The organism is Rhodococcus sp. Leaf233 (genome assembly GCF_001426165.1).
Classification (GTDB): Bacteria; Actinomycetota; Actinomycetes; order Mycobacteriales; family Mycobacteriaceae; genus Rhodococcoides; species Rhodococcoides fascians.
On the sequence record NZ_LMRO01000009.1, the window covers coordinates 24373 to 50657 of the forward strand.

Below are 26285 nucleotides of genomic sequence, written 5' to 3' on the forward strand. Positions count from 1 at the left end.
GTTCTCCTTCGGGTCGGTCACCAGAATGTGTGGGGGAGGTCCCACGCGGACAGCTGATCGGTGATCAGGGCTCGCAGCACGGCCTCGTCGCTGAAGTGCTCGGGATGTATTCCGAAGAAGGCCAGAGTGATTCGATCTCCGTATTCGACGAGCCACGCGGCCACACCGGGCCCCTGTATGCGGCGCTGTGCCGCAGGCGTACCGAGCGTGACGGCCCGAACGGTGAACCACGACGCTTCCCGGCCACCGAGCGTCAGTACTTCGTCGGGGACGATGCCGAGATTGGAGACCGTGGTGTCGGGACCAGGGATGGCGCGCATCAGTCGTCCGACGAGCCATCCCGGCAGCAACCGGACCAGTGGTTGAAGGTTGTCGGCAGCTCGATCTGCACCCGATTCTGCGTAGCTGGCGAACGCGCTCTTGCTCAGTGTGCGGATAGGGGAGAGGTCGCCCCCGGCGATGACCGGGTTGTCGAGCCGAATCCACACTCCGCCTGACGCATTCGCCCGCTCGTCGGTGGCACCCTCGCGTCGGTTCACTGCGATACAGACCCGAAGTCGATCACCGACGGGATAGGCCGATGCCTGCACAATGCCCGCCAGTATCGCGGTGAACAGACCGTTCGAGGTGCCGCCGTGGTCGGCGGCACGCTGTAGCCAGGTATTCCGATCGATGTTGACATTGACGAGTGTTGTTTCGGTACCGGCATTTTTGGGTGCAGCTCCCGAGTCGGGCAGACGTGGTGGCTTCTGGAACGCAGGAGCTTCGCCGACGCCGGTCGTCGGTGCCACCGCAGTCGACTTCTGCGTACGTGCGCGCACGAGTTCGGCGAGCAGGGCGCGAACCGACGTGGCCGCGGCGCGAACCTGATCGACGCCGTCGAGTAGATCGTCTCGGATCTCCTGCACACCGCCGAGGGCATCGGGCAGCGGCCGTGTGGTTGAGGGCGCCGCGGCCGCCGCGAGCGCGAGGTAGACGCCCTGCCCGTCGGCAATCATGTGCGAGACCGCCAGCGATACCACCCGACGACCACCGGTCGTGGTCGTCGTCTCGAGCCGCCAGCCTCTGCCCTCCGTGGGTGCCAGGTTGGACCGCCGGACGGCCGCCTCCGTCCACTCGCCGATCGCATCGTCGTCGATCTCGTTGTCCACGAACACCTGCGGCGGCTGTGTGGAGCGGACCCACGCGTGTCGAGCAGCCGGAACCTTGGTTCGTCGAACCGCGCGGTGCAGCGCACCCTGGGCGAGGCGAGCGCCGAGCATCTCGATCGCGTCCTGCCCGGGGTCGTCGTCGAAAACCCACGCGAATTGCATCGGCGCCGCCATGCCGAAGAGATCCTCCGCCAGCAGATAGGACTCGTCGGAGCCGGTCACTCGCGGGCTCGGACCGAACACCGTTTCCTGTTCCGTTGTTGCCGAATCGATTTCATCCGTGGTCGTACTCATCGTGCTCCTCACCAGATCTCGTTCGGCAGCTGCCACGCTGCCAGTTCTGCGGCCAGCAGATCGCGTAACCGCGACGCTCCACCGAAACTGTTCTCGTCGAACCCCAACACCGAGAACGTGAACGTGGTGTCGGTGCGTAGTGCCCAGGCCTGAGCTCCGTCACCGAATCGGTACGGCTGGGCCGCATCGACGCCCTGTGCGTTGCCTCGGAACGCGAGGCGTGTCGCGTCGACGTCCCCCCACCGCATCGCCGCCGAGGGGACGTGGCCCAGATTGGACACCATCGCGTCGGGCATACCTGTTCCCGACGTCGCCACGCCGACGAGCCACGACGGCGGGAGCAGCCACGTCAGCGGGTACAGGTGTGCCACGGCGCTCCGGTGCCCGGACTCCAGCCGTTGGTACGCGGCCTTACACGCGGAACGAATGCTGCGTAGGTCGCCTCCCGGTACCGGCTGATCGGTCAACATCACCGACACGCCCGCGGTCGCATTGGCGCGGTCGTCATCGCTGTCACCGCGCCGGTCGACGGGAATTCCCACCTTCACCGTGTCTCCGAGCGGGGCGTATCCACTGGACCTCAGCAACCCGGCGACGACGGCCACGAACAAGACGTTGGCAGTACCTCCGTGTCGTGCGGCTACTGCATCCCAGGCGTCACTGGGAACGGTCACTGTGGCCCACGAGCCCACTGCCTTCGGTGATCTGTCGGCCATCGGTGCCCGGACGGGACGCGTCGGGACGGGGCCGGTGTCGGTGTCGGCACCACCGAATCCTGCGTGTTGGGCCACCACGTCTCCGATGGCCCGCAGTGCGCCTCGGCCGGCGGCGAGAACTCTGCCGGTCGCGTCGATCGTGTCGGCGATGATCGCGCTCGCGGTGCCCGGTTCCGAGGTGAGTGCAGGCTCGGTAATTGCGTTCGGCGACAGCGTTTCCTGTGACACGGCCGCTAGCGCTGCCGCTGCAGCTGTCACCATTGTCTTGCCGTCCGCGACGAGATGCAGTGCGCACAGCGAGACGACGGTGCCTCCCCCTGCGCGGGTGGTCGCGCGCAGCCGCCAGCAGTCGCCCTCGACCGCGTCCAACTCGACCGACGCCAACTCCTCTTCCGCCCAGCGATCGATATCGGAGTTCTCCAGTGCGTCGTCGAACCGGCAGGCGGGCTCACCGGTTGCGCGTACCCAGCGTGGGCGCGCTCCCGGCACTGTGGGTGGGACGAGCCGCCGGTGCAGACGTCCGTTCGCCAACGCGGAATTCACCTCGGTGAGAACTTCTTTGGACACCGGGGCGTCGGTGGTCCACACCAGCTGCAGGACTACCGACCACCCGAATGCCCGCCTCAGGAACCAGTAGGTGGCGTCCTCATCGGCGAGTCTGCCCTGTACGGAGTGCATCATCGAGTCTGTCCCACTCGTCGCGATGACACGGCCGTCTCGATGTGCTCGACGGCCTGCGCCAGCGCTACGTCGCCCGTGATCAATTGTGTTGCTGCGCTGACGGTTGCGTGTCTCCCGCGGAGGTCGAGCACGTGGGTGAGCGCGTCGGTCAGGCGATCGGCGTCCAGCCGTCGCGCGGGTAGCGTCGCACCTACCCCGAGCCGCTCCAGTTCACGACCCCAGAACGGCTGGTCGGAGCCGTACCAGCAGATCACCGACGGCGTCCCAGACCGCACTGCGGCAGCCGTGGTGCCCGCCCCGCCGTGGTGGACGATTGCCGCACACCGACCGAACACCGCGTCGTGGTCGACGGCCCTCACGACGCGGATGTCCTCTCCTGCCAGGGAATCCGTCGGCAGGTCGTTCCAACCGGTACACAACAGAAGTCGACGACCCAGCCGACGTGTGGCGGTGACAGCAGCGTCGATCATCTTTGCCGGGTCGCGGACCGGCATGCTGCCGAATCCGACGTAGACGGGGGGATCCCCGGCATCGAACCAGTCCGACAGTTCCTCGGTGGAGTGCATCTCGTCGAGGCCGAGTCGACGCGTGCTCGGCAGTTCGAGAAATCCGACCACCGGACGGAGTCGGCGGGCTGCGTCAGCGTCCCACACCGGATCGTTCCGTACCGCGAACAACGGATCGTATGCCTGGATCTCGATTCCGGGTGCCGCGGCGAGCTGAGCGGCCGGTGACCTGCGCGCTGGGGCGCACCCGAGACGCTTGCGCAGAACCGCATCGCGGCGTCGGGTCATGAGACCGAAAAGCCGGTCCAACAGCCACCATTGGGTGCGCACTGTGTGTGCGCCCCCCAGTTGCAGACTCGGGAGCGGACCATGGACCGTGTTGCGGCGTACGGGTGCGTGGTGCAACGAGATCAAGGGGATACCGGCACGTTCGGCGTACGCGAGCGTCATCTGTTCGGTGGTGAAACCGGTGACGATGGCATCGGCACCGGCCACGATGTCGTCCAGGTCGGTGATCAACTCCGAGTACCCGAGATCACGCATCTGTGCGATGGCTCGCATCTGGCGCAACGGGTTTCGGCCCGCCTCGGCCCGCGCCTCGGTGACCATCTTCATGTGTGTTCGCGTGTCGGGACCGAGAGCAGTGGCCTCCAGTCCGCAGCCGCGGGCGAACTCGACGAGGTTCGGCGGCACTCCCACCGAAACCTCGTGTCCCTGTTCGGTCAGGGCTGCGGCAAGTACGACGGCAGGTTGCACGTCGCCGCGAGTACCGTTGATGGCGAACGCGATCTTCACTCGTTCGCCCCCAAGAATTGCGTCGTACCGAGGGATTGCACTACACAGCACCATCTTTCGTCTCACAAGGGCAGATCGGGTGTTGTCGCTTAGACTGATCGGGCTCACCGAGCACCGGGGAACGAAGGGATGCGCATGAAGTTCGTTCTGGCAGCCAATGGAAGCCGCGGCGATGTTCAACCGGCAGTGGCTGTAGGTCTCGAGCTGCGTTCGCGTGGGCACGACGTCGTCTTGCTCGCTCCGCCGAACATGCAGGATTTTGGTACCGGTGCAGGGTTGTCCACGTCCGTGTACGGAGACAGCACCCGCGCGGTGCTCGAGTCCGATGCGGTCCGCACCCGGCTGAAGTCTGCCGATCCGCGCGCCAGGCTGGCTGCCGCCACCGAGATCACCGTTCGCGGTGGCCGACAGATGCAGCAGGCGTTGCTCGACGCCAGCGAAGGTGCCGACGCGATCGTCTCGACCAGTGCGGGACAGGAACGAGCGCACAATGTTTCGCAGGTGAGAGGAATTCCTCACGTGCCCCTGCACCTGTGCCCGATCCGGCGAAACTCCACTACGTCCCTGCTGTCGCAGGCGGGTGTCGATGTGTCCGGTCCGATCGCGTCGGCAAGTTGGACGTTGGTGGAGTGGCTGTTGTGGAAGGCGTCGAAGCGAGCGGAGAACGACCTGCGTTCCGAATTGGGACTGGGGCCCATGCGAACTCCGTTCGCCACCGCGATCGCCGCGACCGGGATCCCCGAGATACAGGCGTACGACCCCGCTCTGTTTCCGGGTCTGGTCTCCGAATGGGGTGACCGACGACCGTTGGTGGGCTTTCTCGGTTTGCCTGCGTCGGCTCGGGAGGGGGTGGGCGACGTCAGCGCAGACGACGACCTCTCGGAGTGGATCGCCGCCGCGGACGCGCCGGTCTACGTCGGCTTCGGGAGCATGCTTCCGAAAAATCCCGACCGACTCGGCGAGGCGATCGTGGCCGCTGCGGACCAGTTGGGAGTGCGGTTGCTGGTAGCCGGTGGGTGGAGCGACTTCCTCGGCAATGCAGGCGAACTCGGAAGTCGAGTGCGAGTGGTGAAGCACATCGACCACGATGTCGTTCTGCCTCGATGCCGTGCTGCGATCCACCACGGTGGTGCCGGCTCGGTCGCGGCCTCGCTGCGCGCGGGGTTGCCCACTGTCGTCACCTGGATCGGTGCGGATCAGCCCATCTGGGGGCGAGCTGTTGCCTCCGCACATGTCGGTTCCTCACTTCCTCTATCCCGGGTGACTCCGTCGCGCCTCACTGATGTCCTGCGAGATGCCCTGTCTCCGCAAAGGCGAGTTACTGCAACACAATTGCGTGACAGATTGATTGCCCCGTCGATCGCTGTATCCCACGCCGTCGATCTGGTCGAGCGGGTCGTGAGCGGCTCACGGTAGCGCGCGCGTCGGTGTCGAGGTGCGCTGCAGCAGTCGTCTCGGGTCGAGCTGCCCCGTCTCGGAATCGTAGAGCCGGAGCATCAACAATCGGCCGGTGTGCAACACCGTCAGTGCCGGCACGTAGATCAATGCGGTACCCGCTGTATAAGAAAACCTCCGATGCAGGGCAAAGGTTCTGGGCAGAAAGCTCATGTACTGCACGAACTCCGGCAGGCTGCTCTGCATACGCCGGGGGGATACCCCCACGGTCAACGACGCGAGGAAGGCGTTGCGACCACCGTCGTCCAGGATGCACAACCCCATGTCGACGTCCTCGAATATGTCCCGCCGCATGCTCACTCGGGTACGTATCCGATTCCACACCTCTCGCCGCACGACCATGTTGGAGCCGTACAGGACGGGGATCTCCTTGACCTCGTCGGAGGGGCCGCGGTCTCCGAGCGGATGCAACTTGATCTTCCACTTGTCGAATCGCCCCGACATCGGCACGTCGTGAGCCTCACCGCGACCGCACAGAGCGGACCAATTGTGGTCGAGATCGGCGGTGAAAAAGTCGACGATGGTCCGCGACCAGTCGTCGCCGACCATCGTGTCGGAGTCGATACGAGCAATGAGATCGCCGGTAGCCGCATCCATTCCGGCGTTGCGTGCGTACACCAGGCCCTGCTCGGCCTCGTGTATCAATCGAATCGTGGGGTGACGCCGGGCAAGGTCCCGCACTATCTCGGCGGTCCGGTCGGTCGAGTTGTTGTCCACGACGACGATCTCGTCGATGTAGTCGGATTGCGCCGTCAGGCGTTCGAGGCAGGCCGCGATCGTGTCCTCCTCGTCGAATGCCGGTACCACCACCGACAGCGTCGGAGCTGTGCTCTCGGCGAGGAGATCCATGGTCGGTTCGGTTCCCTCTTCCATCGTGCTCGACTCGCTCACCATCACTCCTGTCGCTTCGGTCGGTCTGTTCAACCCCATCGTGAAACCCCCATCGTGAAACCCCCTGTGTGGACCGACTTCAGGTCTTGGCCATGTAGACGCGCAGAGTGACCGGGACGAACACGGCCAGGACCACGGCCGCGCCGATGAGTGTGTACGCCACCTGAAGCCCCGCGTCAGTGCCGTCGGCGAGTCCGCGCACCGCCGACACCAGGTGGGAGACCGGGTTGGCACCTGCGATCGTGCGCATCCACGCGGGCATGGTGTCGATGGGGACCAGAGCGTTGGAGACGAAGGTGATGGGCATCAGAACGAGCATCGATACTCCCTGCACCGTGGACGCCTTGTCCAGCAACACTCCCACCAGAGCGAAGATCCAGCTCAACGTGAACGCGACGGTAACGACCAGCAGACATGCCAGTGCGAGGCCGGCGGAGTCGTTCGGACGGTAGCCCATCGCGACTCCAACTCCGACAGTGATGACGGTTGCCACGACGTATCGAAAGGCGTTGGCCGACAACGCGCCTGCGAGAGGCGCGATGCGGGCGATGGGCAGCGATTTGAACCTGTCGAAGACCCCCTTGTCGAGATCTTCTCGAAGCTGCACGCCGGTGACCACCGATGCAGCCACGGCGACCTGCACGAGCACCCCGGGAATCAGCAGCGGCAAGTAGTTGTCGACATCGCCGACGATGGCCCCGCCGAAGATGGTCGAGAACATCACCGTGAAGACGATCGGTAGGACGATGACGTCGAACATCTGCTGGGGATTGTGCTTGATCTTCAGCAGTCCTCGAAACGTCATGGTCATCGACTGTGCGAGTGCGGCAGAAAATGGTTGCGCGTTGCGAGGAGTATCGCTGACAGGGGTCGCGGTGTGGGTGATACCACGCTCTCGACGGGCGAGCCCGTCCGTCGACGTCGTCGTGTTCACGCGGCGGGCTCCTTGCTCGTCGTTCTCGCGCCGGTGATGCTCGGGACACTGTCCAGAACGCGGGGCGATGCGTCGGTCAACTCGAAGAACACGTCGTCGAGCGTCGGCCGAGCCACATTGACCGCGCTCGCCGAGATCTGCATGGACCGCAGCGCCAGGAGCATCTCCGGGAGACGCTCGATGTCCGGCATGGGCACCGACACGATGTTCCCGTCGTCTTCGACGGTGACCTCGAGCGGCGAGAAGGCCGCGCACGTTCGTGCCGCGGCAATCGCCTGCGTCGAATCGACCAGCGTGAGTTTCACAGAGCTGCCGCCCACCTTGGCCTTGAGTTCGTCAACAGTCCCGTTCGCAACCACCTTGCCGCGATCCATGACCGCGACACGGTCTGCCAACGCGTCGGCCTCGTCCAGATATTGAGTGGTCAGCAGCACTGTCGACCCGGCTGCCACCATGGCTCGCACGGTGTCCCACATCTGTGCGCGGGTGCGGGGGTCGAGCCCGGTGGTCGGCTCGTCGAGAAAGAGCAGGCGTGGGCGCGTGATCATCGAGGCGGCGAGGTCGAGGCGTCTGCGCATACCACCGGAGAACCCACGAACCTGTCTACGTGCGGCATAGCCCAGTCCGAACTCGTCCAACAATTCGGCCGCGCGGGCACGGGCGCGACGCCGTGATGCGCCGACGAGTCGGGCGAAGATGAGGAGGTTCTCCTCGGCAGTGAGATCTTCGTCGACCGATGCGTACTGCCCTGTCACACCGATCATCGACCGCACGATTCCAGCCGAGGTGCGCACGTCGTGGCCGAATACTGTGGCCGAGCCGAAGTCGGGTCGCTCCAGTGTTGCGAGCATCCGCACTGTGGTCGTCTTACCCGCACCATTGGTACCGAGCACGGCGAACACTCCGCCGACAGGAACCTCGAGGTCGACGCGGTCCACGGCGACGGTCGACCCGTAACGACGAGTCAAACCTGATGCAGCGATGGCTAATTCGGAATCCGTCATTCGCCTACTCCCGTGCTGTGACCGACGGTCGACGAGTGGTGGTACCTCGTCTTCCGGCGGGCAGTGATGTGGTTGTGGTCGTCGCACCTCGGTTCGGTGTTGGCACCTGTGGCGTTGTCGGTCGAACGTTATAGGCGCGAACGAGGCGGTGCAAGAGATCGGCATCGGCGCTGCACGGGGAGAAGTGTTGCATCCGTGCATCGTTCGTAACGGTTGATTGCTCGACTACCGGCGGTGAGGTGGGGTCGTCCGGCAGAGGAACCGCTGTTCGGACGTGGCCCTATCGGGGGCTTTACATCTCCGAAACATGCTGGTTACGTTGAGAAATCGCGATATCCGCGGGGAATCGCGTCGCTCGCCGGACAGCGGTGATCGCCCGATTGTGACATGATCGGACCGTATCTCCGGCAGTGACGAAGTCCACTCGTACTCCACTGGACGTGGCAGCTCCTGGGGTCGATGCTCGATGTGTGCACCGCCTCTGCTGATGTCGTCGATGCTGTTGACAATAAGCAGGATTCGGACCATAGGGTCCGAATGCGCGGTGCAGAACCATCGTGTGAGGCCTGTAGTGTCCACAACGAAGTCATCGGATCCCCACGCGCGCAACGCTATTGACGAAGTGATACTCCGACGCTTTCCCAACGGACAGCGCGTCGCCGGAAAGCAGGTGTCGAGCAGTGAAATTCACCGAAATCGCTGATTATCAACTCCCTGGTGGGAGAGTTACCAAGTTCTCCCCGCAGGCCGACTCCGGCACGTTCCGCTGGGATCCCGACGATCGTCCTCTCGCGTACGACCACGAAACGTATGTACGTCGAGCTGCCTCTGGAAGAGCGGAAAGCTCATGGCTCGGAGCTGTTTTCGAAGTAACCGGTCATCTCGACACGGCGGCGATGAACCGAGCTCTGTTGGCGTGGCACCGCCGCCACGAAGTGTTCCGAACGACTGCAACGATCGCGGAAGACGGCGCAGGAAATCAACATCTCGTCCGAAGGACGTGCGCACCCGACCGCCTCCGTTTCGGTTCGACCGACCTCGGCTGGATCGAAGCGGACGCCGTCGGGACCACACTGACCGACATGTTCGACGGCGAACTTTCGCCACTGCGATGGCCACATTGCATGGTCGTCACCATCTCGGACACGCCCGATGTCGATGAGGACCGTTTCCTGCTTCTGTTCGCCGCCGATCACTCGGTCATGGACGCGTACTCGATGCTGCTGTCGATCGGTGAGCTGTCCAGACTGTACGACGCCGAGTTGCGCAGCCAGTCCGTCGAGATGTCCGATATCGGCAGCCACGTCGACTTCAGCGTGCGAAGCCGCACCATGGGCAACGAAGTGACGGTAGTGCACGACACGGTCGAGCGATGGCGGCAATTCCTCGCCGCGACCGGAGGGTTCCCCGCACTGTCGTCGGTCGCCGCGACGCGCTCGCGGACCAGTTTCTCGCCCCCTGCGGACGCAGTCCAGCGGGGGTGGGCGTTGCAAGTGGCCGGCGGGGAACAAGTCGCAGCGGTGAACTCGGTATGCCGCGCTGCCGGCCACACGACGCAGACCGCGGTGATGGCGGCGATGGCACTGGCCCATCGCCGACTGACCGGGGAGCCGACTCTCAGACTGGTGATGCCTCTTCACACCCGTGACGAGGCCAGATTCCTGGAGTCGGTGGGCTGGTATGTGGGCATCGGGCCGCTCGAAATCGACGTCAGACACGCGCGTACCTTCGCCGACGCATTGAGCGCCGCTGCCACCGGTATCTCCGCGGCCAAGAAGCTCTCTCGGGTTCCTTTTCCCCGCGTAGCGGAACTGCTGGGCACGGTGGCCGAACCGCAATTCGTCGTCTCCTACCTCGATCTTCGTTTCGTCGCCGGAGCCGCGGACTGGACCGCGAGGCGGGCACAGACGTTGCGCAGTGCCGCCAGCTCGGAATCCGAGGTCTACATCTGGGTGGCCAGGACCGCCGAGGGCATCACGGTCTCGGCACGGCATCCGGCGGACGACGCCGCGACAGCGGCCGTGACGGACCTCGTCGTCTCCACGTTCGAGACCATGTTCGAGGTGATCGACGCCGGAATCGGTGCCCCTGTCGGTGTCGACTCCGTCGGTCTCGATTCCGTAGGTGCGGCCGACGTGCACATCGCCTGACGAGAGGGAAACAGTGAAGATCACCGCGCTCGATTCGTGGCACTCGGCTCCCGGCACCACGATCGAATGGCATCCGACCGTCGACTCGGTCGCCGGAACCGCCCATGCCTCGCCGACATCCGGAGGCCTGACGTTTCTGGCCGAGAACCACGTTCGTGGTGCCCACGTCTCGGCACGGAACGGTCGACCTCACCTGTCGTATATCGGGTCGGGAACCACTCTCGACGGGGTGCTGAACGAAGCGGCGATGACCAGCGCCCTCACGCAGTTCGTCGCGCGTCATTCGATCCTTCGCATGTGGTTCGACGTCGAAGGCGGCACGGTGGTGAGCCGCTCGCTGCCGGCGGACGCGGTGGAATTCGAGGCCACCGTCGGATCGCGGCTGACGAATGCAGCGGACGTTCACGACCACATCCGGGCCCGGTTGGGTGCGGAGACCCGTAGCGACTCGTACCCCGGCTTCGCGTTCGGCGCGATCGTCCGCGAGGACGACTTCTCGATCTTCTTCGGTGCCGACCACGCCCTGAGCGACGGCTCCTCCCAGGCCTTGGCACTGACCGAGATCGTCGGCTTGTATCGCCGAGCTATTGCCGACCCCGAGGACACGTCGACGCCGGTGGCCGAGTCCGCTTCGGGTGGGTTCGCCGAGTACGCGCAGATCGAAGCGACACTCGCCGCGGCGCATGTCGCGGGCACTTCGGAGTTCACGGCGTGGAAAGACACGTTCACTCGAAACGATCTGCAGATGCCCAGGTTCGCCCTCGACCTCGGACTGGCACCGGGCGAGACGGCACCGGTGAAACCGATCGAGCTGCCACTGCTCGACAGGGCAGGGATCGCTGGTTTCGATCGCGCCTGCAAAGCTGCGGGCGGCCGGTTTCTCGCCGGACTCTACGCGGCCCTGGCGATCACCGACCACGAACTCGGCGGAGTCGACAACTACTACGGCATGACCGTGTTCGATTGCCGTGCAATGCTTCCCACCTATGCGGCCGACCAAGGGTGGATCTGCTCGTTCGCGCCGGTGGAATTCGCCGTGTCCGGGGCATCGACCTTCAGCGAACTCGTCCCGTGTGCCAACGTCGGCTACGAACGCGCCAAGAAGCTCGCGACGGTGCCGGTAGGAGCTGCAATGGCAGCCATGATGGCTGCAGGCGCGTCACCCGAGGCAGTGGTCACCGCTCCGAACATGCTGTCCTACATCGATTTCCGATGGTTCCCCGGCTGCGGTGACGACGCCTACGATCGTGGCGTCATCTTCACCGGTGAGGGACGCACGGGCAATGCGTCGCTCTGGATCAACCGTGATCACGACAGCGTGTATCTCGGTAGCCAAACCCCGGATACCCCGTTTGCGCAGTATCAGGTGCGACGGTATTTCGAGCATCTCGCCGCGGTGATCGACCGGGTGGGTCGAACCGGAGATAGAGTGATTTCTCCGACAACGGACCGATCGTGCCGTTATTCCGATCGGCCGGTAGGTACGCGCAACAGCGCGTAGTGAACTACCGTCCGATAGGTGGACTTGGGAAAAACCGGATTCGGAGATCGAATCAACAGGCTGTTGACGCACCATGCCGACAAGGCCGGCGAGTCCCTCAACACCTACGCACGTCGGGCAATCATCACTCGGCTCGTCACCGAACTCGAACGAGAGTCTTCACCGGAAGTGGCCGCGGTGCTCGCGGACGCCCGCAGTTTCGAGTACGAGAACATCGAGTTGTCCGATCCCGATTCGACGTCACTTCCGCAGACGTACCTGCAGATCGGCGACGTGGACCGTCTCGCCGCCGTACGAGCTACCGGCATGATCGGCAGTTCTCGTGACGAGCAGTTCGACAAACTGGCCCGGATGACCTTGCGAGCCATGGGAGCACAGGGTGCGTCGATCTCGTTCGTCGACGATCACACACAATTCATCAAAGCCAGCGTCGGAACATCGGGAACGGCAGCGCAGCCACAGACCGTAGCGGTGGAACGGTCGGCGTGTCGTGTCGTGGTGGAAACCGGTGAAACGCTGGTGGCACAGGACATTCGAGAGCACGCGCTATTGAGGGATCACGCGACTGCGGATCTGATCGCCTATATGGCAGCGCCGATCAAGTCCGACGCGGGTTTCACCGTCGGAATGCTGGATGTGTGGGACTACCGACCACGTAAATGGACGTCCGGCCACGTGAAGACCCTCGAAGACATTGCTTGGCTCATTCAACAGCGAATTCGTTGACAGCAGCGCTGTTTCGGCAGTGACAATGCTTGCGTTGCACGCCGGAAGAGCGTGAAGGGTGATATGTCTTCGGTGTACGAAATGTCGACTGCCGAACGGCGTCACCGCTCTGAGGACATGAAACGTGGAAGGACCGGATATCGAGTCGAACTCGCGCGGATCGACGATGACGATATCGACACCGCAGTCAGTGAAAGCCCGCTTCGGGAGGAACGTATCGGATCGAATACGGAGCAACTCTGTTCGTACGATCCTCACCGTTCTTTTCGACGCGCTCGCCGCCGCCATCGGCGTAGCCGAAGGCGTCCAGTGGCGCTCCGGTAGCGTCTCTGCGTTGGGGTGGTACCCATGGTTGTTCGTGCCCACGGTCCTGGTGCTGCTCGCGTCGAGAAAGCTCTACCGACGTGGGCTTCGACGAAACTTCATCGATGAAATCGGCCCGGTTCAATCCGCCGTCGCTTTCGCGACCCTGATCACGCTCGCTTTCATACTGGCCATCGAGACTCCCTATCGCCCAGGTGCGGTCATGGTCCGTGTGTGGCTGTGCGCAGCTGTTGCGCTCGCGACCGCGTGCCTGGCACGGGCATGGGGGCAGCGCTGGCTTCGCGCGAAACACCATGCGAGTGCACCGACTGTCATCGTCGGAAGTGGTCCCGTCACAGAGCAACTGGCGCGCAGAATGAAGCAGTCCTCCGAGTACGGGATGGATCTCGTCGGGACAGTCGACTCTGTGTCCGTCGTCGATCCATTAGTGCAACAGGAGCTCTCGTATCTGGGACCGCTCACCGACCTGACTCGAATAGTCCGAGCGCATCGGGTGGAAGAGGTGGTGATCGCGTTCGCGTCGGCTCCGCACGAACAAATAGTCGACGCGATCCGTGCGGCACAGCATGCCGGTGCCCGCGTCTGGCTCGTACCTCGCATGTTCGACACCGTCGGAATGCACGCGCGCATAGAGCATCTGGGCGGGCTGCCCCTGATGGTGTTGCGGCACGTCGATCCGAGGGGGTGGCAGTTCGTCCTCAAGGGCGCACTGGACCGGGTCGCTGCCGGACTGGCTCTGCTGCTGCTGTCGCCGGTGTTCCTCGTGCTCACCGTGCTGGTACGGGCGAGTTCCCCCGGGCCCATCTTTTTCGCGCAAGAACGAATCGGCCGAGACGGAGTTCCGTTCGACTGCTTGAAGTTCCGGTCCATGCGGCCACCACGTGACTCCGATGCGGACTTCGTCCGGACCGAGGGAGCGGCACCCGGCGGTGTGGAAGGCGTGGATCGACGCACCAGGATCGGCAAGATCATGCGGCAGACCTCGCTCGACGAGCTGCCTCAGCTCATCAACGTGCTCCGCGGCGACATGAGCCTGGTAGGCCCCCGTCCCGAGCGGCCGGAGTACGTCGATCTGTTCGCAGCGCAGATCAGACGCTACGGAGAGCGACATCGCGTCAAAGCAGGTCTCACCGGATGGGCTCAGGTGAACGGATTGCGCGGTCAGACCCCCATCGCGGATCGTGCGGAATGGGACAACTACTACATCGAGAACTGGTCCCTCCGGCTCGATATCAAGATCGTCTTTCTGACGTGCATCGCCGTGCTCAAGAGGTCGGAAGACTGACCGACGCGTCCGTCATCGGCCTTCCGCCGCGCGTACGCGTGCGGCCTCGCGGACCGCGCCGACATTCGCCTTGCCCTGCCGCGATCCGGCGAGCTTGGCGGCGATGTGATCGCGTACCGACACCGGCTCGTAGGCCAGGCCGGAATCCGCGTCGAGGTGCGACGGCAACGTGGAGATCACCGCGTCGACATTGCCGTCGTGGAAGAACGCCGCCGACCGCCGACGCACGATGGTGCCGTCGACGACGGGTGGCTTGACGCGATGCAGAGTGGACAGCCACCGGTCGTTGGTCAATCGCGCAGTGAGGTCTCCCAGGTTCACCAACAGCGCTCCGTCACGAGGAGCGACGTCGTGCCACACGCGGTCGGTACCCAGCACCTGAAGACCGGCCACCTGGTCGGCCCACAACACCGTCACGATACCGAAATCGGTGTGCTCGCCCATGCCGGTGAGGTCACCGTCGAGGGTGACCATGCCCTCGGGCAGGGCGTAGTTGTTCATCCGCAGCACGTCGATCGAGTGGTCGGTGAGCGTGTCGAAAAAGTCGACCGGTAGCTCGAGTGCCGCAGCGAAGATTCCGGTGAGAGTGCGGGCAACCCGAGACGCCTCGGCGAAATACCTGTCGACGTCGCTGCGGAAATCCGGCAGCTCGTCGGGCCACACGTTGATCCCGTAATCCGACTCGTCCAGATCGAGGGAGTCGAAGGACCGCGCTTCGACCCCCACATTGAACGCCTCGAAGAAGTCGTTCATCCGCGATGCCGACTCGACTCCCACACTGAGGCTCAATGATTCGCTCTTGGGCGGGCTGTATCCACGATTCGCGTCGGGTATCCGGTACTCGTTCTTGGTCGCAAGCGGCAGCGCGAAGAACGAGTCGATGGACCGCGCCAGACCGTCGAGCACATCGTCTCCGATGCCGTGCCCGATGATCTGCATGAATCCGGAACGGGTGCAGGCATCGTCGATCTCGGCCACCACACGAGCTCGGGCACCCGCATCGGCCGTACTGCCCGAGACGAAGGGGCCGATGTCTATCGTGGGGATCTCGAACTCGTCTGCACGGTGATCGGACATCGGCGTTCACACTCCTGTAGTCCTGGCTGCTGAGCCGACAATTTACCGCCTCAGCACGCATTCTCGCGCGTCGATGCCTCGGCGGCGATCCGGCGTGGATCGTTCTCGGGCAGTGACTCGATGAGCACGCGACGCGGATGCGACGACGGTCCCGTGATCAGATACTTCTGACCGGGTCGTACTCGGGCGGCCTCTGCGACCATATCCGGATCGGTCGGCAGCGCCGTATCGTTCTCTCGCAGAACGTCGTTCTCGCGCAGTGCGTCGGCGACGATGCGGCGTGGGTCGTACTGCTTGAGGTCCAACGACTCCCACTCGCTGCGGCGCAGCGGGACGCCCATCTCGGCCTCCGCTGTGCTGCGGGTGCTGTCGACGAAGTGCCGCAGCGTGCGCACCGCCCGTCCGAGTCGGTGGGCGTAGCCGGGCAGTCTCTGCGGGCCGAGGACGAACCCCGCAATGATCGCGACGAGGAACAATTTCTCTAATGTCAGGCCGAACATGATGAATTCTCCTGTGCAGTAGCACGTCTGGACGATCGTCTGTCGTGTATCTCGGTGATCGCGAGAGCCGCGCCGAACAGGGTGACCATCGGCAGCGCGACGAGGAACATGGACAGCACGTCTGCCGCGGGGGTGACCAGCGCGCTGAACAGGGCGATCGCCACCACGCTGACACGCCAACTGCTGCGCAGCCTGTGCGCGGAGACGACGCCGAGGCAGTTCAGCATCACCAACACTGCCGGCAGGACGAAGGCGATACCGGTTGCCAACACGATCTTCATGACGAAATCCACGTAGTACGACGCGTTGAGGATGGTGCTGTCCTCGTCGGAGGAGAAGCCCGCGAGCACGCTCACCATACGAGGGAAGATGGTGAACCCGAACGCGCAGCCGGCGACGAACAGTGGGGTAGCGGCCGCAGAGAAACCGAGAACGTACTTCTTCTCGCGACGGGTCAATCCTGGAGTGAGATAAGCGAAGATCTCCCGCAACCACACCGGACTCGACACGATGACGCCGGTGAACAGTGCGATCCGCAGCTGGAGATCGAATGCGCCCGTAACGGTCTCGAAGTTGAGGCTGGCCTGGCGGGACAGCGCCAGTTCCTCGACGGGGCCGCGGAGTATGTCGAGAATCCGATCGGAGCTCGCGAAGCCGATCACGACGCCGACGAGCAGCGACACCGCCGCACGGATCGCACGGTGACGTGCCTCGCGCATGTGCCCGGCAAGGGGCATCGCACCCCGCACGGCGGTGGCTGCGGTCATGAGGCGTGTCGGTACGGAACCGGGACCGAGACGTCGTCGGGCGTCGCCGATGTCTTCGCTTTGTCCTCACGCACTTCGTCTTTGAGAATGCGCATCGACTGGCCCACACCCTTGGCGAGCGAGGGGAGTTTGGTCGAACCGAACACGAGCAGAACGATGGCGAGAACGACGAGGGCGTGCCATCCAGTGAGGTTGTGCAACATGATGTTTCCTTCGGTGGGTAGTGTCGGGGAGAGTCAGTTGGTGGGAGCGGTGCCGGCAGGTCCGCCGGCCGGGGGTGTGCCGCCCATCGGCGGTTGTCCGCCGCCGCCGCCCGCACCGCCGCCGGAAGGCGCTGCGCTCATGGCGGGTTCGGTGGTGGTGTCGATCGCGACTGCCAGCGAGCCGACGTAGCCGCTCGTGGGGTCGCCGGTGAAGGTGCCCATCTCCAGGTCGTAGCCGTCGCCGAACACGTTGTCGTTGGCGAGACTGCCGAGCTGGGCCAGGTTGCTCGCGGAGCCCGGATAGGTGTCGAGCTGGTAGATGTCGTTCAGGATCTCCTGCGGAAAGGCGACCTGCGACGTGGCAATTGCGTTCTCGGCGTTGGTTGCCGACGCTGCGTCGGGGTAGACCTCGAAGTGCATGTGCGTCCAGCGGCCGGAGTAGCAGCCGGGCACGATGGTGTCGAAGGTGACGCTCCCGCTCGCATCGGCCGCCTGCACACCGCGTAGGTACGTCTCGTCCTCGGCACCCTCGGAGTACATCGAGTACTTGCCGTTCGCGTCGCACTGCCACAGGTAGACCGCTGCCCCCTCGAAGGGGCGGTTGTCGTTCGCCATGTCGGTGAGGGTGAACGTGAACGACATTGGCACACCGCTGACCGTGGTGCCGCCGTCGAGGCTCGACGTCACGTCGCGGCGAACGATTCCCGATTCTTCGAGAACGTTGACGCCGTTGGTGCCGTCGGCGGGATACGGGCCGTTGGTCTCCTGTGGAATCTCGCTCGTGGCCGAGGCGGTGGTCGCCGTCGTCGATGCAGCTGTGGTGGTGGTACTTCCGGCGTTCGACGTACTCGAGCACGCCGCGAGGGCGAGCGCGCCGGCACCGGCTCCGACGATGCTCAGAACGCGGCGGCGGGTCAGAAGGGTGGTGATGTCGAAAGCGGCACCCTGATCGACCACCTCCTCGTCGGGACGGTCGAGCAGTCGACCTTCGTACGCGGGTCCGTCGGGGGTGTTCGTGGGTTCGGGAATGCGAGGCATCGCGCTCTGTCTCCTTCGATGTGGCACTGGATGTTTCGGTAGTGCCCATACTCTGCGGAGATCCGGGGAGAACCCTGGGCTCCGGCTGGGAGGTTCCTGGGAGGGCGATTTCGCGGTTCAGGGAAGCTAAGGCTAACCTCTAGTCACCACCCCGACATACAGGACTTTTCATGACTCATCGTGTACTGACCAGCCTCGCTGCCGCTGTGCTCACCTCGCTCGCTCTGGCGAGCTGCAGCTTGTCCGATGCCGACGACGCTTCCGCCCCCGCCGCGTCGTCCACCGACTCGTTTCCGTTGACCGTGCAGCACATGTACGGCGAGACCACACTCGACGCCGTGCCTGAGCGAATTGCCACGTGGGGCTTCGGCACCACCGACGCCGTGCTCGCACTGGGTGTGGTGCCGGTGGCCATGCCGTCGGCCGAATACGGCGGCGGAGAGGACCTGATCTATCCGTGGATCTCCGACGCCATCGACGCCAGCGGTGGCCCCGCTCCGACGTTGCTGGACAACGTGACCAACGCATTGACGGTCGAGAAGGTGCTCGCCGCCGACCCCGACGTTCTGCTCGCCCCGCATTCGGGTCTGACCCAGGCAGAGTACGACGCGGTGACCGACGCCGGAATCCCCGTCATCGCACCGCCGGAAGAGCTGTGGTCTACGCCGTGGCGCGACGTCATCACCACCACGGGCGACGTGCTGGGCGTGCCGGATCGGGCTCGTGAACTCGTCGCCGATCTGGACAAGCAGGTCACCGACGCAGGCTCGCAACACCCCGAGTTCGAGGGTCGCACAATCGCTTACGTGTCCGAGGCCGCAGATGTCTACTACCTGCTGCTGCCGTCCGACCCGCGAGTGGAGTTGCTCGAGAATCTCGGCTTCACCTCGGACCCGTCGGTGACGGACCTGGCGAGCGGCGACTCGACGTTCTCGACCACCGTCTCAGCGGAGAACATCTCGAAAATCGACGCCGACGTGGTGTTCACTCAGGTCGACACCGACGCTGCACTGGCCGAATTCACGGGTTCACCGGTGACGCGGCAGATCCCGGCCGTCGCCGGGGGAGCAGTGGCAGGATTCGTCGGCCAGGAAGCCGGGGCCGCAGTAGGCCCGACGGCACTGTCGATTCCGTACTTCCTGCCGACCCTCGTCGACGGACTCGCTCGGGCTACCGAGGTAGCCGGGAACTGACGCGGCAGCGATGCGGGTAGGGATTTGCTTTGGCGACGTGGGGATTCCCCCATGACACCGACTCCTCAAGGGCGTTCTCGGCGAACATGTTTGACGCCGTACAGATTTTCGTCCGCGCGGGCGAGAATGTCCGAGACAGACTCCTGCGGATCCGTGGACTGAGCTGTTCCGACGCTGGCGTAGGGCAACGACTCGGCGGTGATCCGGGCGAACTCGTCGACCACGTCACGGCTGTGCCCTGTCAGGAGCGCCGCGAACTCGTCACCGCCCAGACGTGCGATCACGGCGTCGGAGGGAGCTGCGCGGGTCCAGGACTGCGCCAGATCGATCAGCAGTTCGTCACCCGCACGATGTCCGCCCGAATCGTTGACGGCCTTGAAATTGTCCACGTCGACGATCACCACCGCGACCGGGAGCTCCGCAGTCCTGTTGCCTGCCACCTCCGCCGCGGCCATCTCCCATCCCGCCCGGTTGAACACTCCGGTCAGAGGATCGGTGCACGACGCCACGATGAGAGACTTGGTCACCACACCGAACGCCTCGCCTGCGGCAATCACCGCGACGCCGAAGATCAGGTACGAAATCGGATACATCGGAGCAGGAGAAACCCACACCGCCGACAGCACACTCGCCACCAGCACGCCGACCAGCACTCTGCCGGGTCCGTCCCGATGGAACGCACGGATGTACATCGCCAGAAACATCGCCGCGATCAGACACTGGCTCTGCGCCGCCGCGAGCCGATGGAACGCCATCACCGCGGGTGTCGCCACCATCGCCGCGGCCAGGGCAAGCCGAAGCGCCACCGCGGTACCGGGTCGAACCCACAGCATCACCACGCCGGCCGCTCCCAGACCGACAGCCACGACACCACCGGTGACATCGGACGTCACCCGGTCGCCGTGAGGCAGCAACGTCAAGATCACCCCCACTGCGTAGAGACCGGTTGTGGCCAGCAGAAAGTACATCAACAGCCGCGTCCGGAGACCCGCCGTACCGTGCACCGAACTCGGATGCGGAACGTGCGGGAACGAGGGCATGGCCAATACCCTGCCAGGGCGCACGGCACCTGTCTCGACCACGACCCCGCCGTTCCGTTGCCTGCGACGACTTTCGCATCGGACGAGCTCATCGGCGGCGGTGAATGCCGCCACAGCGTGCCCGCTTTTCCGGCTGATCGTGTTGCTGATGCAGGAAAAGTACGGGGCGGTCCGGTAACGCCAGCGGGTAGGCGGCGATGATGAGCTGTGTCCCCACGGCGAAACAGGCAGCCGGCGAGCGCGGGGTCGGTGGTGATCGACTCGCGTCGCCGCGTTCTGTCGTCCCTTCTCGCTGTACAGCTGGTGCTCTATTCGGCCGCGTTCGTCGCATCCTGGGCCGACACGAACGGCGCCGGGGCCATGGGTGAGATGTGGGCCGCAGTGGTCGCTGCGGTGGGATTCGTCGCGATCCTGTCTCGTCGACCCGGCCCGGTGCGGCAGGGGATCGCCATTGTGTGTGCGGCACTGGCTCCAGCGCTGACGATGCTGACCCATGAGAATCTCGCTGCCCAGGTGTGGGCGTTGATTCCCGCGATGTTTCTGGCGCTCTACCTGCGCGCGACGTATCCCGTCGTCGTGGCACGGGTCCTGTGCGTCGCGCTGGCTCTGCTGTCGGCCACGGCGCTGCTGCTCGCGCCCGCCCCGGCACCGATGCTGTGGGGCGCGCTCTATGTCGTGTGCATTCTCGCTGCCGCCGAGGTGTTCGGCGCTCTCGGCGCCGCCCTGATCGCAGGCGCTCTCCGTGACCCGCTCACCGGGGTGTTCAACCGCGCCGGTGCCGTCGACGCGGCGACGAATCTCGCTGCCCGAGCGGCTCGTCGATCGGAGAACATCGCCGCGATCGTGTTCGATGTCGACCACTTCAAAGCCGTCAACGACAGGGACGGCCACGCTGCGGGCGACCGCATTCTCATCGGGCTCGCCGACACGCTGACCGAGAAAGCACCGGCCGGAAGTGTGATCGCCCGGCTCGGCGGCGACGAGTTCATCGTCCTCGTCGCCGGCCTCGACGCGGTGCAGATCGACGCTCTCGCGCAGGAACTCGTCGACGGGCATGTCGTCTCGGTCACGTACGGCATCGCCGTCGGTTCCCCCGGACCCGACGTACTCGAGGCGCTGACCCAGGTTGCCGACGCCGACATGTACCGCCGAAAGATGCTGCGCCGCAGGCGCTGACAGTGCTCGGTCAGGGCAGGATGGAATCGACGTAACCGCCGTCGACCCGCAGAGCGCCGCCGGTGGTGGCCGACGCCTGATCCGAGCTCAAGTAGACGATCATGTTGCCGACTTCCTCGGGCTCGATCAGTCTGCCTATCAACGAGTTCGGGCGATGGTTCTTCATGAATGTCGCCTGAGCCTCATCCCACGGGAGGTCGTCGCCGACGAGCTCGGCCACGAAATCCTCCACCCCGCCGGTATGGGTGGGGCCGACGATGACGGAATTGACCGTAACTCCGGTCCCGGCAGCAGCTTTGGCGAATCCGCGACTTACGGCCAGCAACGCGGTCTTCGTCATGCCGTAGTGGATCATCTCCTCGGGAATGACCACGGCGGAGTCGCTACAGATGTTCTGCACTCGACCCCAGCCGAATTCCATCATCCCGGGCAGGTAGGTGCGGATCAGGCGGACGGCCGAGAGCACGTTGACCTCGAAGTAGCGACGCCATTCGTCGTCGTCGATCTCGAGGGCGGGCTTGGATCCGAAGATGCCGAGGTTGTTGACGAGGATGTCGACCGCGGGGACGCGCGCGGTGAGTTGCTCGACGCCCTCGGCGGTGGCGAGGTCGGCGGCGACGCCGATGACACGCGCGCCCGGAACGGTGTCGAGTATCTGCTGCTCGGCTGTGTCCACGGTGGCCTGTGAACGCCCGTTGATCACCACGCGGGCACCCGACCGTGCGAGCGCTGTAGCGATCGCCAAGCCGATTCCCTGCGTGGAGCCGGACACCAGGGCAGTACGTCCGTCGAGTTCGATGTGCATGGATCCTCCTCGTCGTGTTCGTTGTGAGCCTACGCCGTTATAGCGCGTATGCAACTAATTTGGGATTAGCACTCTCGGGCGTCGGGTGCCAAAATGGAGAGGCATACTTTCGTGCACCAAACCCCAGCTCAGCGAGCCTGAGGAAGGAGAGAACAGTGACAGTGACATCCCCTGATTTCGACGCTCACGACATGGATGACGTGCCGCCGCGGTGGTGGAATCGACATATTCGCACCCGGACGCAGGTGACCGAGATTGCCGTGATGTTCGGCGCTCTGTCGATTGTGTCGTTCTGGGCCGCCGGCCTCGGCATCGCAGCCGGCCTGATCGCCATCGCGTCTGCGCTGTGGGCGGATCGAAGCCCGGATCTCTCCGGGGCTCGCGCCGAACGCAGCGATACCGCGCTCGCCATCGGCACCGGAGCGGTCGGCGTTCTCATCGGTCTCGGCTTCCTGTTGATGGTGCTGCCGCACTGGTGAGGTAAGGATTCGTGGCGAGAGCCGGTCGACGACGCGTCGGCCGGCTCTCGTCGTCTTCGGCAACATTTCGGTAAGTATCTGCGACGGTCCGTTGCACTAACGGGATTTATATGTGACGCTCTGTAGCGTAAAGATTGTTCGGGACGCAGGCGGAAGGACCACCATGACTGCAGTCGACGACGCACGAACGCACTACCGAGACACCTTGCACTCCTTGTCGACGGCATCGGTGCATCAGCACTTCGACGCTTTCCTCGACATTCCCTGGGACGAGCCCGAATACGCGATCGTTCCCAACGATCCCCGGTGGGTACTCCCGGACGAGGATCCTCTCGGTCACACCGATTGGTACAAGTCGCTTCCCCTGGATCGGCAGATCCACATCGGCATGTATCGCCAGGCCAGCATGGTCAAGGTAGGCCTGCAGTTCGAGCAGATCCTCATCAGCGGCCTCATGCAGTACGCCCTGACGCTGCCCAACGACTCACCGGAATTCCGGTACTCGACGCACGAGGCCACCGAAGAGTGCCACCATACCCAGATGTTCCAGGAGCTGGTGAACCGCATCGGCATCGACGTGCCGGGTGGACCCGGATGGTTCCGCAAGATCGTGCCGATGCTCACGGTGTTCGCCAGCCGCTCGGCACCGTTCGGATTCTTCGTCGGCGTCCTCGCGGGCGAAGAGCCGATCGACCACATGCAGAAGGGCGTTCTGCGCGGAGGCTCAGTCGGCCACCCGTTGGTCCAGCGCGTCATGCAGATCCACATCGCCGAGGAAGCGCGCCACATCGGCTTCGCGCATCAGTACCTGCGTTACAAGGCACCTCGTCTCGGTCCCTTCGAGAAGGCGTCGATCTCGATCCTGACGCCCGTCATCATGCGGCTGCTGTGCGACGTCATCATGAAGCCGAGCAAGCAGATGCGACGCGAACTCGACATCCCCGACGAGGTAGTGGATGCCGTGTGGTGGAACAGCGAATCGTCACGAAAGGCATTGCGCGACACCTTCGGTGACGTCCGCATGCTCGCCGGTGAACTGGGACTGATGAACCGCGTCTCCAAGCGCGTGTGGCGCGCCCTCGGTATCGACGGACGACCGTCGCGCTACCGCAGTGAGCCCTCGTTCGGCTGAGCTGTCTGGGGGCCGGTGACAGATTCGAGAGGGACTTGGGGTATCGCGATTCCGCGGGATGCCCCAAGTCCTTTGACCTGCAGCCAGATGGTGTCGGCCAGGAACGTCGCGAAATGATCCAGGCCGGTGCGTGATTCGGTTTGCGCGCTCCAGCTGCGCACCGCGCCCATGCATCCGGAGACCAGGCCCGCGACCCACGGGCGCACCAGCGACCAATCCTCCGGCGACAGATCGGCATTCACCAACGCGAGGAACGCCGCGACGCTGACCTCCAGCTGCTCGGCGAGCAGGGCATTGGTCTCCTCGAGCGGACTGGGCGACTCGGCACTGACATCCTGCTCGACGAAGCGCGTCCACGCGGGATGCTCGGCGACCCAGCGGACGTAGGTACTCACGACACGATGCACCACATCGCGTGGAGTGCCGGTCAACGCGAACGAGGCGACCAGCGCAGCGCTCAGCTGCTTGCAGATGGCACGCTGAATCGCGGTGTCGAGATCGGTGCGATCGTTGAAATACCGGTAGAGGCCGGTGCGATGAACGCCCGCCTCGGCCGAGATCTGTGCAGTGGTCAGACGCTCCCCGGGAGCGATGTCACGGGCCAGTACCGTCATCGCGGCCTCGATGATGTGGCGTCGACGATCGGTGTTGTGCTGTTCCCACCGCCGCTTGCGGCCATCGGCCTTCGGGCGTGCGCCACCGTCACTCATGCTGCATGGTCTCATGTTCCACGGGCTGCTGTGGGCGCGTTGGGGTTCGGAGGTCACTCGTGCGGGGGTTCACCGGTGACCTTGTGGTCGGCAAAATTGAGGCCCTCACGCACCAGCCGAGCGAGGTGCCCGTCGGCGAGGTTGTAGATGACGTTGCGTCCGTCGCGGCGAGTCTCGACCAGACCGGTGAACCGGAGCTTGGCCAGATGTTGGCTGACGGCAGTGCGGGACGTGCCGGTGGCCGCGGTGAGCTCGCTGACGTCGGCGGGGCCGCGATCGAGTAGCCAGAGTATGTGCAGCCGAGTGGGATCGGACAGCATCCGGAACGTGTCGGTTGCCGTCGCCAGTCGCGCGGAGTCGGGTTGTGCCTCGTGATGGAGACTGATGCGCTGTTCCTTCTTCGGTGGCATCGAGGTGTCTCCTTTGTGGACGGCGTCTCCTCATGCGGAGGCGGCGACCGGGATTCGGGAGCGACTCCACAGGCGTGCTGCGGACAGTGCCGCAAGTGTAGCCAAGGCCGTGAGCACCGTCGCCGCGGCGAGCAGTCCGAATTGCGCCCCGACCCAACCGGCCAACGGATACGTGAGCAGAAACGCCGCGTGGGACAGGGAGAACTGAGCGGCGAAGATCGAGGTTCGGCTGTGTTCGTCCGACTCTCGTCGCAAGATCCTCGCCGACGGCGTGTTGATCAGCGAGGTGCCGATACCCAGGATCGACCACGTGATCGCCAGAGCGGTCCATGCGGTCGGCCCGCCGCCGAGGGTGGCGACGAGTGCTGCGGCTGCGGTGCCGACGACAGCGACGGCGGCACCGGCGAGCATGACGCGGTGGTCGGAGATCCGCTCGAGGGCTCTCGGAACGAGCAGCGCCGCCGCCATCGACCCCGCACCGAAACAGCCGAGGGCGACGGCCAATTGGGTGCTCGAACCGCCGAACAGATCACGCACGTAGACAACGGTATTGACGAGTACGAGAGCCGTGGCTGCGGCGACTACGATGTTCAGCGCAAGCAGACCCTGGAGTTCCCGCTGCCGGACGAACGTCGCTATGCCGTCGAGCGGTTTCTTGTGTTGTGGTGCAACGTATCTGGGAAGGGCTGTGCCGACCACCATTGCTGCGGAGGCGACGAACCCCACCGCCGTGCCGACGAACAGGGTGTGGAAGGTGACGACCGTCAGCAGTGCGGCGGCGATCAGCGGGCTCACCAGGGACTCGAGGTCGTAAGCCAGGCGGGAGAGCGTGAGCGCGCGGGTGTACTGCTGTGCGTCCGGCACGACGGACGGGATGACGGCCTGAAAGGTGGGTGTGAACGTGGCCGACGCCGCCTGCAGCACGAATATCAGGACGTAGACCTGCCACACCTGATCGACGAAGGGCAGCGCCAGCGCGGTGAGCGCTCGGATGGCGTCCGCGATGACGAGGACGAGCTTGCGAGGCAACCTACTGGTCAGTGACGAAACAACCGGCGCAACAACCACATACGAGATCATCTTGATCGCCAATGCGGTGCCGAGGACGGCTCCGGCGGCGCTGCCGGCGATGTCGTAGGCCAGGAGCCCGAGCGCCACCGTCAGCAACCCGGTGCCCACGAGCGCGACCACCTGTGCGGTGAACAGGCGTCGGAAAGTGTGATTGTGCCGAAGCATGCGTTCACTGTACATATGCGTGCGCACTTGCGCACTCATATGTTTTATTGAAGATGCACCGACGAACGCCCCACGAAGGGGCTATTTTCTGTAGCGTTGTCGGTTG

At 64.6% G+C, this 26285-nt stretch carries 25 protein-coding genes; 9 read left to right on the forward strand and 16 right to left on the reverse strand.

From position 1 onward, the window contains the following. Positions 1 to 17 precede the first annotated feature (17 nt). From ASH04_RS10830 to ASH04_RS10840, 3 genes are read right to left on the reverse strand one after another with little or no spacing between them, the layout of a single operon-like run. The gene (locus tag ASH04_RS10830; RefSeq protein WP_235579992.1) at positions 18 to 1445 is read right to left on the reverse strand and encodes a hypothetical protein; all 1428 of its coding nucleotides are present in this window, start codon (positions 1443 to 1445) and stop codon (positions 18 to 20) included. Between the two features lie 8 nt (positions 1446 to 1453). Next, positions 1454 to 2842 (reverse strand): hypothetical protein, encoded by a 1389-nt coding sequence (locus tag ASH04_RS10835; RefSeq protein ID WP_235579993.1) that lies wholly within the window; start codon positions 2840 to 2842, stop codon positions 1454 to 1456. Next, a complete protein-coding gene (locus tag ASH04_RS10840; protein WP_057473505.1) occupies positions 2839 to 4143 on the reverse strand; it encodes a glycosyltransferase in 1305 nt (434 codons plus the stop codon). Before ASH04_RS10840 ends, ASH04_RS10835 begins: the two co-directional genes overlap by 4 nt. A gap of 135 nt (positions 4144 to 4278) precedes the next feature. Between ASH04_RS10840 and ASH04_RS10845 the strand changes: the two genes are divergently transcribed. Continuing rightward, the gene (locus tag ASH04_RS10845) at positions 4279 to 5559 is read left to right on the forward strand and encodes a glycosyltransferase (protein WP_057473908.1); all 1281 of its coding nucleotides are present in this window, start codon (positions 4279 to 4281) and stop codon (positions 5557 to 5559) included. On the opposite strand, the gene ASH04_RS10850 is transcribed toward ASH04_RS10845, so the two are convergent. From ASH04_RS10850 to ASH04_RS10860, 3 genes are all read right to left on the reverse strand, one after another. After that, positions 5551 to 6492, reverse strand: a complete 942-nt coding sequence (locus tag ASH04_RS10850) for a glycosyltransferase family 2 protein (RefSeq protein ID WP_057473909.1) — start codon at positions 6490 to 6492, stop codon at positions 5551 to 5553. The two genes, ASH04_RS10845 and ASH04_RS10850, sit on opposite strands and share 9 nt — an antisense overlap. A gap of 76 nt (positions 6493 to 6568) precedes the next feature. Next, a complete protein-coding gene (locus ASH04_RS10855; protein WP_235580017.1) occupies positions 6569 to 7375 on the reverse strand; it encodes an ABC transporter permease in 807 nt (268 codons plus the stop codon). A 44-nt stretch (positions 7376 to 7419) separates the two neighbouring features. Beyond that, on the reverse strand, positions 7420 to 8427 hold the full coding sequence (locus ASH04_RS10860) for an ATP-binding cassette domain-containing protein (RefSeq protein WP_082519226.1): 1008 nt from the start codon (positions 8425 to 8427) through the stop codon (positions 7420 to 7422). Positions 8428 to 9107: 680 nt separating this feature from the next. Between ASH04_RS10860 and ASH04_RS10865 the strand changes: the two genes are divergently transcribed. From ASH04_RS10865 to ASH04_RS10880, 4 genes are all read left to right on the forward strand, one after another. Continuing rightward, positions 9108 to 10577, forward strand: coding sequence for a condensation domain-containing protein (locus ASH04_RS10865; RefSeq protein ID WP_082519227.1), 1470 nt, complete (start codon positions 9108 to 9110; stop codon positions 10575 to 10577). Positions 10578 to 10590: 13 nt separating this feature from the next. Further along, entirely contained in the window at positions 10591 to 12078 is a 1488-nt protein-coding gene (locus ASH04_RS10870; protein ID WP_156394524.1) for a condensation domain-containing protein, read from the forward strand. A gap of 18 nt (positions 12079 to 12096) precedes the next feature. Beyond that, positions 12097 to 12804, forward strand: a complete 708-nt coding sequence (locus tag ASH04_RS10875; RefSeq protein ID WP_032383068.1) for a GAF domain-containing protein — start codon at positions 12097 to 12099, stop codon at positions 12802 to 12804. A gap of 166 nt (positions 12805 to 12970) precedes the next feature. Continuing rightward, complete coding sequence (locus ASH04_RS10880; protein WP_057473910.1) at positions 12971 to 14413, forward strand: sugar transferase; 1443 nt, start codon at positions 12971 to 12973, stop codon at positions 14411 to 14413. Positions 14414 to 14425: 12 nt separating this feature from the next. Here ASH04_RS10880 and ASH04_RS10885 read toward each other — a convergent pair whose 3' ends face one another. From ASH04_RS10885 to ASH04_RS10905, 5 genes are read right to left on the reverse strand one after another with little or no spacing between them, the layout of a single operon-like run. Further along, entirely contained in the window at positions 14426 to 15490 is a 1065-nt protein-coding gene (locus tag ASH04_RS10885) for an isopenicillin N synthase family dioxygenase (protein ID WP_057473508.1), read from the reverse strand. A gap of 50 nt (positions 15491 to 15540) precedes the next feature. Continuing rightward, positions 15541 to 15990, reverse strand: coding sequence for a Sec-independent protein translocase subunit TatA/TatB (locus ASH04_RS10890; RefSeq protein WP_057473509.1), 450 nt, complete (start codon positions 15988 to 15990; stop codon positions 15541 to 15543). Next, positions 15978 to 16757 carry a twin-arginine translocase subunit TatC gene (gene tatC, locus ASH04_RS10895; RefSeq protein WP_057473510.1) on the reverse strand — a complete coding sequence of 260 codons (780 nt, stop codon included), beginning with the start codon at positions 16755 to 16757 and terminating at the stop codon, positions 15978 to 15980. The genes ASH04_RS10890 and tatC overlap by 13 nt, the downstream gene beginning before the upstream one ends. After that, complete coding sequence (gene tatA, locus ASH04_RS10900) at positions 16754 to 16960, reverse strand: twin-arginine translocase TatA/TatE family subunit (RefSeq protein ID WP_032366957.1); 207 nt, start codon at positions 16958 to 16960, stop codon at positions 16754 to 16756. The genes tatC and tatA overlap by 4 nt, the downstream gene beginning before the upstream one ends. Before the next feature lie 33 nt (positions 16961 to 16993). Further along, positions 16994 to 17998, reverse strand: a complete 1005-nt coding sequence (locus ASH04_RS10905; protein ID WP_057473511.1) for a dioxygenase family protein — start codon at positions 17996 to 17998, stop codon at positions 16994 to 16996. Between the two features lie 170 nt (positions 17999 to 18168). Between ASH04_RS10905 and ASH04_RS10910 the strand changes: the two genes are divergently transcribed. Further along, entirely contained in the window at positions 18169 to 19191 is a 1023-nt protein-coding gene (locus ASH04_RS10910; protein WP_057473512.1) for an ABC transporter substrate-binding protein, read from the forward strand. A gap of 65 nt (positions 19192 to 19256) precedes the next feature. On the opposite strand, the gene ASH04_RS10915 is transcribed toward ASH04_RS10910, so the two are convergent. Further along, positions 19257 to 20231, reverse strand: a complete 975-nt coding sequence (locus ASH04_RS10915) for a GGDEF domain-containing protein (protein ID WP_057473513.1) — start codon at positions 20229 to 20231, stop codon at positions 19257 to 19259. A gap of 252 nt (positions 20232 to 20483) precedes the next feature. Between ASH04_RS10915 and ASH04_RS10920 the strand changes: the two genes are divergently transcribed. Further along, positions 20484 to 21407, forward strand: a complete 924-nt coding sequence (locus ASH04_RS10920) for a GGDEF domain-containing protein (RefSeq protein WP_057473514.1) — start codon at positions 20484 to 20486, stop codon at positions 21405 to 21407. A 10-nt stretch (positions 21408 to 21417) separates the two neighbouring features. On the opposite strand, the gene ASH04_RS10925 is transcribed toward ASH04_RS10920, so the two are convergent. Then, positions 21418 to 22212 (reverse strand): SDR family NAD(P)-dependent oxidoreductase, encoded by a 795-nt coding sequence (locus ASH04_RS10925; protein ID WP_032366954.1) that lies wholly within the window; start codon positions 22210 to 22212, stop codon positions 21418 to 21420. A 155-nt stretch (positions 22213 to 22367) separates the two neighbouring features. On the opposite strand from ASH04_RS10925, the gene ASH04_RS10930 reads away from it, so the two are divergent. Together ASH04_RS10930 and ASH04_RS10935 are read left to right on the forward strand one after the other, a co-directional pair. Further along, positions 22368 to 22691 carry a hypothetical protein gene (locus ASH04_RS10930; RefSeq protein ID WP_141215110.1) on the forward strand — a complete coding sequence of 108 codons (324 nt, stop codon included), beginning with the start codon at positions 22368 to 22370 and terminating at the stop codon, positions 22689 to 22691. Between the two features lie 163 nt (positions 22692 to 22854). Further along, positions 22855 to 23823 carry an AurF N-oxygenase family protein gene (locus ASH04_RS10935; RefSeq protein WP_032366953.1) on the forward strand — a complete coding sequence of 323 codons (969 nt, stop codon included), beginning with the start codon at positions 22855 to 22857 and terminating at the stop codon, positions 23821 to 23823. Here the strand turns inward: ASH04_RS10935 and ASH04_RS10940 are convergent. Genes ASH04_RS10940 through ASH04_RS10950 form a run of 3 tightly spaced genes read right to left on the reverse strand, consistent with a single transcriptional unit; the run spans position 23796 to position 26179 of the window. Continuing rightward, entirely contained in the window at positions 23796 to 24533 is a 738-nt protein-coding gene (locus tag ASH04_RS10940) for a TetR/AcrR family transcriptional regulator (RefSeq protein WP_052057102.1), read from the reverse strand. The two genes, ASH04_RS10935 and ASH04_RS10940, sit on opposite strands and share 28 nt — an antisense overlap. A 53-nt stretch (positions 24534 to 24586) precedes the next feature. Beyond that, entirely contained in the window at positions 24587 to 24943 is a 357-nt protein-coding gene (locus ASH04_RS26515) for an ArsR/SmtB family transcription factor (protein ID WP_032366952.1), read from the reverse strand. A 30-nt stretch (positions 24944 to 24973) separates the two neighbouring features. Then, positions 24974 to 26179: an MFS transporter gene (locus tag ASH04_RS10950; protein WP_057473911.1), complete on the reverse strand. Its 1206-nt coding sequence runs from the start codon at positions 26177 to 26179 to the stop codon at positions 24974 to 24976. Between the last annotated feature and the right edge of the window lie 106 nt (positions 26180 to 26285).

What these genes read in the sequence shown, in the direction of transcription:
- ASH04_RS10915 (WP_057473513.1), bottom strand. Translation starts at nt 20,231, where the DNA reads ATGCCCTCGTTCCCGCACGTTCCGCATCCGAGTTCGGTGCACGGTACG.
- ASH04_RS26515 (WP_032366952.1), bottom strand. Translation starts at nt 24,943, where the DNA reads ATGCCACCGAAGAAGGAACAGCGCATCAGTCTCCATCACGAGGCACAA.
- ASH04_RS10950 (WP_057473911.1), bottom strand. Translation starts at nt 26,179, where the DNA reads ATGCTTCGGCACAATCACACTTTCCGACGCCTGTTCACCGCACAGGTG.
- ASH04_RS10910 (WP_057473512.1), top strand. Translation starts at nt 18,169, where the DNA reads ATGACTCATCGTGTACTGACCAGCCTCGCTGCCGCTGTGCTCACCTCG.
- tatA (WP_032366957.1), bottom strand. Translation starts at nt 16,960, where the DNA reads ATGTTGCACAACCTCACTGGATGGCACGCCCTCGTCGTTCTCGCCATC.
- ASH04_RS10860 (WP_082519226.1), bottom strand. Translation starts at nt 8,427, where the DNA reads ATGACGGATTCCGAATTAGCCATCGCTGCATCAGGTTTGACTCGTCGT.
- ASH04_RS10835 (WP_235579993.1), bottom strand. Translation starts at nt 2,842, where the DNA reads ATGATGCACTCCGTACAGGGCAGACTCGCCGATGAGGACGCCACCTAC.
- ASH04_RS10880 (WP_057473910.1), top strand. Translation starts at nt 12,971, where the DNA reads ATGACGATATCGACACCGCAGTCAGTGAAAGCCCGCTTCGGGAGGAAC.
- ASH04_RS10935 (WP_032366953.1), top strand. Translation starts at nt 22,855, where the DNA reads ATGACTGCAGTCGACGACGCACGAACGCACTACCGAGACACCTTGCAC.
- ASH04_RS10925 (WP_032366954.1), bottom strand. Translation starts at nt 22,212, where the DNA reads ATGCACATCGAACTCGACGGACGTACTGCCCTGGTGTCCGGCTCCACG.
- ASH04_RS10830 (WP_235579992.1), bottom strand. Translation starts at nt 1,445, where the DNA reads ATGAGTACGACCACGGATGAAATCGATTCGGCAACAACGGAACAGGAA.
- ASH04_RS10850 (WP_057473909.1), bottom strand. Translation starts at nt 6,492, where the DNA reads ATGGTGAGCGAGTCGAGCACGATGGAAGAGGGAACCGAACCGACCATG.
- ASH04_RS10905 (WP_057473511.1), bottom strand. Translation starts at nt 17,998, where the DNA reads ATGCCTCGCATTCCCGAACCCACGAACACCCCCGACGGACCCGCGTAC.
- ASH04_RS10845 (WP_057473908.1), top strand. Translation starts at nt 4,279, where the DNA reads ATGAAGTTCGTTCTGGCAGCCAATGGAAGCCGCGGCGATGTTCAACCG.
- ASH04_RS10890 (WP_057473509.1), bottom strand. Translation starts at nt 15,990, where the DNA reads ATGTTCGGCCTGACATTAGAGAAATTGTTCCTCGTCGCGATCATTGCG.
- ASH04_RS10940 (WP_052057102.1), bottom strand. Translation starts at nt 24,533, where the DNA reads ATGAGTGACGGTGGCGCACGCCCGAAGGCCGATGGCCGCAAGCGGCGG.
- tatC (WP_057473510.1), bottom strand. Translation starts at nt 16,757, where the DNA reads ATGACCGCAGCCACCGCCGTGCGGGGTGCGATGCCCCTTGCCGGGCAC.
- ASH04_RS10885 (WP_057473508.1), bottom strand. Translation starts at nt 15,490, where the DNA reads ATGTCCGATCACCGTGCAGACGAGTTCGAGATCCCCACGATAGACATC.